Here is a 7,759-nt window from a genome sequence, read left to right on the forward strand (position 1 = left end):
TGCCCCCAGCAAAAGCCCCTCAAATGGCGCTGAATTGGGTGCTTTTGCGTCTGCTCGCGCTACGGCGTGTCCACGTCGATGACCACCTTGCCCAGCACCTTTCGCTCGGCCACGTGCCGCAGTGCGGCCGGGGCCTCGGAAAGCGGGAAGCGCGCGCCGATGTAGGGCCGGATGGTGCCGGCGGCGAACATCTGCTCCAACTCGCGCATGTCGCGCGCGGCGTCGTCGGGCCGGTCGCCCATGAAGGTGCGGATCTCCATGCCGCGGATCGTGATTCCCTTGAGCAGGACCAGGTTCAGCGGGATGGACGGGATGGTGCCCGACGCGTAGCCGAGGGTGATGAAGCTGCCGCCGCGGGCCAGGCCGCGCAGCGCGGGCTCCGCGTACGGCCCGCCGACGGGGTCCAGGACTACCCGGGCGGAGTCGCCGGTGAGCTCGCGGATGCGGGTCTTGAGGTCTTCATGGTCGTAGTCGACGGTGGCCTCGGCGCCGCGCTGCCGGCACAGCTCGAGTTTTTCGGGACTCGATGCGGCTGCCAACACCCGCGCGCCCATCGCGACCGCCAGGTCCACGGCCGCCAGCCCCACGCCGCCGGCGGCGCCGAGCACCACTACCCAATCACCCTGTGCCACTTCGGCAATCGACCGCAGCGCGTGATACGCGGTGCGATAGGTGACACCGAACGCCGCGGCCGACGCGAAGTCCGCGCCGTCGGGTATGGGCGCGGCCGCTCTCGAATCGAGCAGCGCGCGCTCGGCGAACGCGCCGGTCGGGGTGGTCGCGGAGACCCGCTGCCCCAAGCGAAACGGGGTGCCGTCGCCGACCGCCACCACCTCGCCGGCCAGCTCGCTGCCTGGCACGAACGGAACCGGAATCTTGACCTGGTACTTGCCCGCGATCAGCAGCACGTCGGGGAAGTTGACCGCGGCGGCGTGCACCCGCACCACCAGCTGGCCGGGCCCGGGGACCGGATCGGGGAGGTCCTCGACGACCAGGTCCTCCGGCGTGCCATACGAACGGCAGACGACGGCGCGCATCACCCGATCCCCAGCCCGCGCAGGCAGAAGCCCACCAGGTGTGCGATGTCGTCGGTCTGGGGGCGATCGGCGGATCCCACGTATCGGCGCATGGTCGCCGCGGTGCAAGAGAACACCGCCTCGACGTCGCGGTCGATGTCGGTGCTGCCCAGCGCCGTGATGGGCTCGATGAGGAGATCCCGTAGCGGCCGCAGCATTTCCGTGTCGGCCACTCGCCAATTCGGGCCCGACATCTGCCCGGCCGCCGCGCGGCTCATGCTGATCAGGTGCGGGTCGGCCACCTGGGCCAGCGTGCCCTCGATCCAGCATGCGACCTGGTCTTCCGGCCTGGATTCCTTGGCCATCTGGTGCTGCAGGTAGGACACGACGATGGCCACGCCGCGTTCCATGACCGCCAGGATGAGGTCGTCCTTGCCGGCGAAATACCGGTAGAACGCCTTGTTCGACGAGCCGGCCTCGGCGACGATGTCGCTGACCCGCGGCTCCTCGGGCGCGACGCGTTCCATCACCCGCACCGCCGCGGCCAGGATGCGTTCGACCTCCTCGGTCGCCTCGCGCTGGCGGTCGTCCAGGGCGCGCTCGACCGCCGCGGTGACCCTGCTAGAAGTCAACGAGCTCACCGTATTTGGCGCGGGCCGCCTCGCGCCGGACGTCCAGCATCTCGCTCGGCCAGTCGCCCTCCTCGGCCTCGTAGCCCTTGAGCAGCATCCGCGCCAGGTTGACCTTGTGCGCCTCGGTCGGACCGTCGGCCAGCCCGAGCGCGATGCCGCCGAGCAGCACGTTGACCAGCGGCAGCTGGTCGGTGAGGCCGAGGGCGCCGTGGACCTGAATCGCGCGCAGCGCAATCGATTTGAGCACCTGCGATGCCAGGATCTTGCAGGCGGCGATCTCGGCGCGGGCGGCGCGCTCGTCGCCGTTGTCGATCAGCCAGGCGGCGTGCAGCACGGTCAGCCGAAACGGGATCAGCTCCGTGTAGGAGTCGGCGACGAACTCCTGCACCAACTGCTTGTCGGCCAGTGAGCTGCCCTGGGTGAAGCGGCTTTTCGCGCGCCGCGACATCATCTCGACGGCCCGCTGCGCCATCCCGATCGAGCGCATCGCGTGGTGCAGCCGGCCGCCGGCCAGGCGGGTCTGCAGGATCAGGAAGCCTTGACCGGGTTCGCCGAGCAGCGCCTCCGACGGCACCCGAACCCCGTCGTATCGAACCAGGGAATGCCCCGGCTCGTGGGGGTCGGCGCCGACGAGGTGGTGGGTTGCCTCCACATTCAGGCCGGGGGCGCCGGCCGGGATGAGGAACGTCGAGGCGCCCTGGTGGACGGGCACGTCGGGGTTGGTGATCGCGACGACGATGAAGAACGACGCGACGGATGCGTTGGAGGAGAAGTACTTTCGCCCGGTGATGATCCAGTCGTCCCCGTCGCGGACCGCGCGGGTGGTGAAGACGCGCGGGTCGGCGCCGCCCTGCGGTTCGGTCATCGAGAAGCAGGAAAAGATCTCCCCGGACAGCAGCCCGGACAGATAGCGGTCCTTTTGGTCCTGGGTTCCGAAGCGGGCGATGATCTCCGCGTTGCCGGTGTCGGGCGCCTGGGTCCCGAACACGATCGGCGCCCACGGGCTGCGCCCGAGGATCTCGTTGATCAGCGTCAGCTTGACCGCGCCGAACCCCTGCCCACCGAGCTCCGGCCCCAAATGCGGTGCCCACAGGCCGTTGTCGCGGACCTGCTGCTTGAGCGGATCGACGATCCGGCGCCGCTCGTCGTTGAGCGGCAGGAATTCGCAGCCGGGGAACAGCACCTCGAGGGGTTCGACCTCCTCGCGCACGAACTCGCGGATCCAGCTCAGCTTCTTTTCGAACTCCGGTTCGGTGGAGAAGTCCCAAGACATTCGAATGCTCCTATTCGTTCATAGGTCAGGGGATACCGCCGTCGGCGCGCAGGATCGAGCCGGTGGTGAAACTGGAGGCGTCGGACGCCAGAAACAGCGCGGCGCCGACGATTTCGCGGGGGTCGCCCGCGCGCTGCAACGCCAGATGCCCGAACGGCTCGCCCTTGGCCCCCTCGAGGTTCCAGGCCTTGCTGACGTCGGTCAGGAACGGCCCGGCCATCAGCGTGTTGACCCGGACGTCTGGTCCGAACGCCTTCGCCAGTGCCTCGGTCATGGCATTCAGGCCCGCCTTGGCCGAGGCGTACGGCACGATGTCGGGGGCCGGCCGCAGCGATCCGGCCGTGCTCACGTTGATGATCGATCCGCGCCCGGCCGCGACCATCCGCTCGCCCACCAACGCCGATAACCGGAAGGGCCCCTTGAGGTTCAGGTTGAGCACCGCGTCGAATAGCTTCTCGGTGACGTCGGTCAGCTTGTCGTACAAGGGCGACATGCCCGCGTTGTTGATCAGCGTGTCGACCTTGCCGAACCGCTCGTACGTGGCCTCGACCAGGCCGTCGAGTTGGTCCCAGCGCCCCACGTGCACCTGGTAGGGCATCGCGGAGCGGCCGGTCTCGGCCTCGATCTCCTTGGCGGTGCTCACGCAGTTGTCCACGTTGCGGCTGGCGATCACGACGTCGGCGCCGCAATGTGCGACCGCGAACGCCATCTCGCGTCCCAGCCCGCGGCTGCCGCCGGTGATCAGCACCACCCGGTCGGTGAGGTCGAAAAGCTGCTCCGCATAGCCCATTTCAGTGCGCCCCGGCCAGATCGGCCGCGGTGGCGATGAGCCGCGGGATCATCGCCCCGAAGGTGTCCTGGATGTTCGGGTCGACTTTTCCGGTCTTGACCCCCGCCGCGTAGGTCTTCTCCAGCACGATGCCGAGCTTCCAGTTGGCCAGCACCAGGTAATAGTCGATGTTCTCGGTGGACAGCCCGCTGATCTTCTCGTAGTGCTCGAGCAATTCGCTGCGCGTCGGCATCCCGCGCATGTCCAGATAGAACCCGTCGGTGCTGGGCTCCTCGCCGTCGTAGCCCAGCAGCGCCCAGGCGAGATCGAGCAGAGGATCGCCGACCGTCGTCATCTCCCAGTCCACGATCGCGGCCAACCGCGCGGGCGCACCGTGCGCGAACATCACGTTGGCGAACTGGTAATCGCCGTGCATGATCCCGGGCTTGTAATGGTCGGGCCGGTGGTTGCGCAACCAGTCGGCGGCCTCGTGCAGCCCGGGCAGCTCGCGCACCTTGTAGGCGTCGAGGAACGTCAGCCAGCGATCGACCTGTCGCTCGTGGAAGCCGTCCGGGCGCCCGAAGCCCTCGAGGCCTTGCGCGCGCCAATCCACCCGGCCCAGCTTGGCGGCGCCCTCGACCAGTTGGAACGCCAGCCCGCGACGGGCCTCCAGATCGGTGTCGAACGGCGCCTGCCATCCGCCGTCCATCGGGCTCCACCCGTCGATCGCCTGCATGACGTAGAACGGCATGCCCAGCACGGTGCCGGTGTCGTCGGCGGCGATCAGCGCCGCGTGTGGCACGTCGGTGCCCGACAGCGCACGGACCAGCCGGATCTCGCGGAGCAGGCCGTCGATGCGGGCCGCGTCGGCGCGCGCGCCCGGCATCCGCAGCACCATGCGTTCGCCGCCGCGTTCGATCAGGTACAGGGTGTTCTGGGAACCCCCCTTGAGCTGGTTCAGCACCGGTTGCTCGCCGGCGCCGGGTGCCCCGCTCGCATCCAGCCAACGGGCAAGGACACGCGGGTCCAGTTGGGTTTCGCTGACACTCGTCATAGGCTGCACACCCCGCTCTCCGTGCGGAGAATAGCATTCTCCAAGGGGTGCGGAAAGGCCTCGACTGTTATCCGGGCTTGTGCGCGCTCAACAGGAAGCCCGGCGCCATGAAGTGGCCGTCGGTGTCGAATTCGACCTCGGGCAGCGGATCACCGGAAGCCGCGAGCGCGCCGGCGTTGCCGTAGAGCTTGGCGGGGCGCAGATCGTCGACTTGCCAGAGCTCTGCGACGGCATCGTGCAGCTCCGTCTCGGTGAAGCCGCGCGGGCCGGGTCGGTCGGCGCTCTGAGGGCCCAGGGCTCCCGCGGCGAACGCCAGGATGTACAGCGCCGCCCCCGGCGCGGCGGCCCGAAAGATCGACTGCAGGTAGTCCTGGCGGCTCTCGGGCGGCAGCGCGTGGAACAGTCCGCTGTCCAGGATCGTGGAGAAGCGACCGTCATAGCCCCGGAAGTTGGTGACATCGGCCTGCGCGAAAGTCGCTGTCGTCAGGCCTCGTTCGGCGGCCGTGGCGGTCGCTGCCTCGACCGCCGTCGCGCTGGCGTCCAGTCCGACAACCGTGTACCCGCGCGCAGCGAGGGCGAGCGACAGCTCGGCGTGGCCGCAGCCGGAGTCCAGGACATCGCTGCGGATCTTGCCCTCGTCGATCAGCGCCGCCAGCTCGGGCTGCGGCCTGCCGATGCTCCACGGCGGCGGCGTTTCCTGCCGGTATGCGGCGTCCCAATCCATCTGCGGCTGGGTCATCTCTCCTCCTCGGGATCGTTGTCGCGGGGCGCGATGAGAAACTGGGCGCTGCCCACCATCCGACGACGGGAACAAACATGCAAGTGCTCTTGGTCCGGCATGCGCTACCGCTGCGCAGCGAACACGGCGAGGGTTCGGACCCGGACCTGTCGGAGCAGGGGTGGGCGCAGGTCGAGCGCCTGCCCGACGCGCTCGCCCGGTTTCCCATCGCGCGGGTGGTGAGCAGCCCGCAGCGGCGCGCGATTCAGACCGCCGAACCCGTCGCGGCCGCGCGCCGGCTGCGAGTCGAAATCGACGAGCGATTCGCCGAATACGACCGCGACCTTCCCGTCTACATCCCCGTCGAGCAGATCAAAGCCGAACGACCGGAGGAATGGGCCCGCCTGGCCGAGGGGCATCTGCCCAGCGCGGTGGACGAGGACGCGTTTCGTGCGCGCGTCCGCGCGGGGGTCGACGACCTCGTCGCCGCCGCCGATCCCGAGGACACGGTCGCGGTGTTCAGCCACGGCGGGGTGATCAATGTGTTGCTGCACGAAATCCTGGGCACGAGGCGGCTGTTGTCCTTCCCAGTCGACTACGCGTCGGTGACCCGGCTGCTGTTCTCGCGGACGGGTCAGGCGACGGTGGCGGGGGTCAACACCGTCGAGCATGTGTGGGATCTGTTGCCGCGAAACCAGCGGCTGCCCGGCGACGATGCAGGCCGTGGAACGGCCTGAGGTCGAGTCGGGCAAATCGGTGGTGGTGAAGTTGACCGACATCAGCGGTGGTAAACAAGTTCGAGTGACTTCAGTTGACCGACTCGACGGGCTCGACCTGGCCTCGCTGGACCGGTACCTGCGTTCGCTCGGGATAGGCCGCGACGGCGAACTTCGGGGCGAGTTCATTTCCGGTGGCCGCTCGAATCTGACGTTCCGGGTGTACGACGACACGACCAGCTGGCTGGTGCGCCGCCCGCCGCTGCACGGGCTGACGCCCTCGGCCCACGACATGGCCCGAGAATTCAAGGTCGTCGCCGCGCTGCAGGACACGCCGGTCCCGGTGGCGCGCGCGATCGCGCTGTGCGAGGACGACTCGGTGCTGGGCGCGCCGTTTCAGATCGTCGAATTTGTTGCCGGGCAGGTGGTGCGCCGGCGTGCGCAGCTCGAAGCGTTCAGTCACACCGTCATCGACGCCTGCGTCGACTCGTTGATCCGGGTCCTCGTCGATCTGCACAGCGTCGACCCGAACGCCGTGGGGCTGGCCGACTTTGGCAAGCCCAGCGGTTACCTGGAGCGTCAGGTGCGACGCTGGGGTTCGCAGTGGGAGCTGGTGCGCCTACCCGACGACCACCGCGACGCCGACGTCGAACGGTTGCATTCCGGCCTGCGCCAATCCATTCCGCAGCAGAGCCGGACCTCGATCGTGCACGGCGACTACCGGATCGACAACACCATCTTGGACGCTGAGGACCCGACGAAGGTGCGCGCGGTCGTGGACTGGGAGCTCTCGACGCTGGGGGACCCGCTGTCCGACGCCGCCCTGATGTGCGTCTACCGCGACCCGGCGCTGGACCTGATCGTCAACGCGCAGGCGGCCTGGACCTCGCCGCTGCTGCCGACGGCGGACGAGCTGGCCGACCGCTACTCGCTGGTGGCCGGGTTGCCGCTGGCGCATTGGGAGTTCTACATGGCGCTGGCGTACTTCAAGCTCGCCATCATCGCCGCCGGCATCGACTTCCGCCGGCGCATGTCGGACCTGGCCAGCGGAAAAGAATCCGAGCACACGCCCGAGGTGGTCGCGCCGCTGATCTCCCGCGGGCTGGCGGAGCTGGCCAAGCTGCCCGGCTGAGTGTGCGCCCAGGGCTTTGAGTGTGCGCTGGCGGTTTTCGGTGTGTGTCCAGGGCGGGATTTCGGCGATTTTCCCGCCGTCGGCTCACACGCAACGCCCTCGATTCACACCTGAAAGGCGGCGCTAGAAGTTCTGAGCGGCCGCGTGGTGTTTCTTGGCCACGCGGCGCAGCTGGAGAATCCGCGCGGTGCCGACGGCCACGGTGATCAGCCCGCCCACCACGGCGCCCAGCAGGAAGGCGACGCCCAGGGGCAGGCTCCAATGCCAAGTCAAGAACGTAAACCGCACCGAATCCGTGTTCTGGGCTATGAAGATCAACAGCAGGACCAGGATCAGGAAGCCGACGATCAGGAAGGACCATAAAGCGCCGGCGCGGGTGAACCCGACGGCCGGATCCTTGGGCGTCGCGCCGACGTGCGGATCCGGCGGCGGCGGGGGAGGCGGGGGAG

At 68.7% G+C, this 7,759-nt stretch carries 9 protein-coding genes; 2 read left to right on the top strand and 7 right to left on the bottom strand.

Annotated features, from left to right (window positions below):
- Nucleotides 1-59: 59 nt before the first annotated feature.
- The 6 genes from AWB92_RS20955 to AWB92_RS20980 all read right to left on the bottom strand — a co-directional run bounded on the left by AWB92_RS20955 (nucleotide 60) and on the right by AWB92_RS20980 (nucleotide 5,483).
- Nucleotides 60-1,037 (bottom strand): NADPH:quinone oxidoreductase family protein, encoded by a 978-nt coding sequence (locus AWB92_RS20955; protein WP_085189039.1) that lies wholly within the window; start codon nucleotides 1,035-1,037, stop codon nucleotides 60-62.
- A complete protein-coding gene (locus AWB92_RS20960) occupies nucleotides 1,037-1,657 on the bottom strand; it encodes a TetR/AcrR family transcriptional regulator (RefSeq protein ID WP_085189041.1) in 621 nt (206 codons plus the stop codon). The genes AWB92_RS20955 and AWB92_RS20960 overlap by 1 nt, the downstream gene beginning before the upstream one ends.
- A complete protein-coding gene (locus AWB92_RS20965; protein ID WP_085189044.1) occupies nucleotides 1,638-2,921 on the bottom strand; it encodes an acyl-CoA dehydrogenase family protein in 1,284 nt (427 codons plus the stop codon). Before AWB92_RS20965 ends, AWB92_RS20960 begins: the two co-directional genes overlap by 20 nt.
- Before the next feature lie 25 nt (nucleotides 2,922-2,946).
- Nucleotides 2,947-3,711, bottom strand: a complete 765-nt coding sequence (locus AWB92_RS20970) for an SDR family oxidoreductase (RefSeq protein ID WP_085189046.1) — start codon at nucleotides 3,709-3,711, stop codon at nucleotides 2,947-2,949.
- A gap of 1 nt (nucleotide 3,712) precedes the next feature.
- Entirely contained in the window at nucleotides 3,713-4,744 is a 1,032-nt protein-coding gene (locus AWB92_RS20975) for a phosphotransferase family protein (protein ID WP_085189049.1), read from the bottom strand.
- Between the two features lie 67 nt (nucleotides 4,745-4,811).
- A complete protein-coding gene (locus AWB92_RS20980) occupies nucleotides 4,812-5,483 on the bottom strand; it encodes a class I SAM-dependent methyltransferase (RefSeq protein WP_085189051.1) in 672 nt (223 codons plus the stop codon).
- A gap of 77 nt (nucleotides 5,484-5,560) precedes the next feature.
- Here AWB92_RS20980 and AWB92_RS20985 point away from each other — a divergent pair, with 77 nt between their 5' ends.
- Together AWB92_RS20985 and AWB92_RS20990 are read left to right on the top strand one after the other, a co-directional pair.
- On the top strand, nucleotides 5,561-6,199 hold the full coding sequence (locus tag AWB92_RS20985) for a histidine phosphatase family protein (protein ID WP_085189054.1): 639 nt from the start codon (nucleotides 5,561-5,563) through the stop codon (nucleotides 6,197-6,199).
- Between the two features lie 64 nt (nucleotides 6,200-6,263).
- The gene (locus AWB92_RS20990; RefSeq protein WP_085189071.1) at nucleotides 6,264-7,310 is read left to right on the top strand and encodes a phosphotransferase family protein; all 1,047 of its coding nucleotides are present in this window, start codon (nucleotides 6,264-6,266) and stop codon (nucleotides 7,308-7,310) included.
- A gap of 123 nt (nucleotides 7,311-7,433) precedes the next feature.
- Here AWB92_RS20990 and AWB92_RS20995 read toward each other — a convergent pair.
- A partial coding sequence (locus AWB92_RS20995) for a lipopolysaccharide assembly protein LapA domain-containing protein (protein ID WP_193791414.1) occupies nucleotides 7,434-7,759 on the bottom strand: 326 nt, incomplete at its 5' end.

It is taken from the genome of Mycobacterium sp. IEC1808 (assembly GCF_002101935.1).
Lineage (GTDB): Bacteria > Actinomycetota > Actinomycetes > Mycobacteriales > Mycobacteriaceae > Mycobacterium.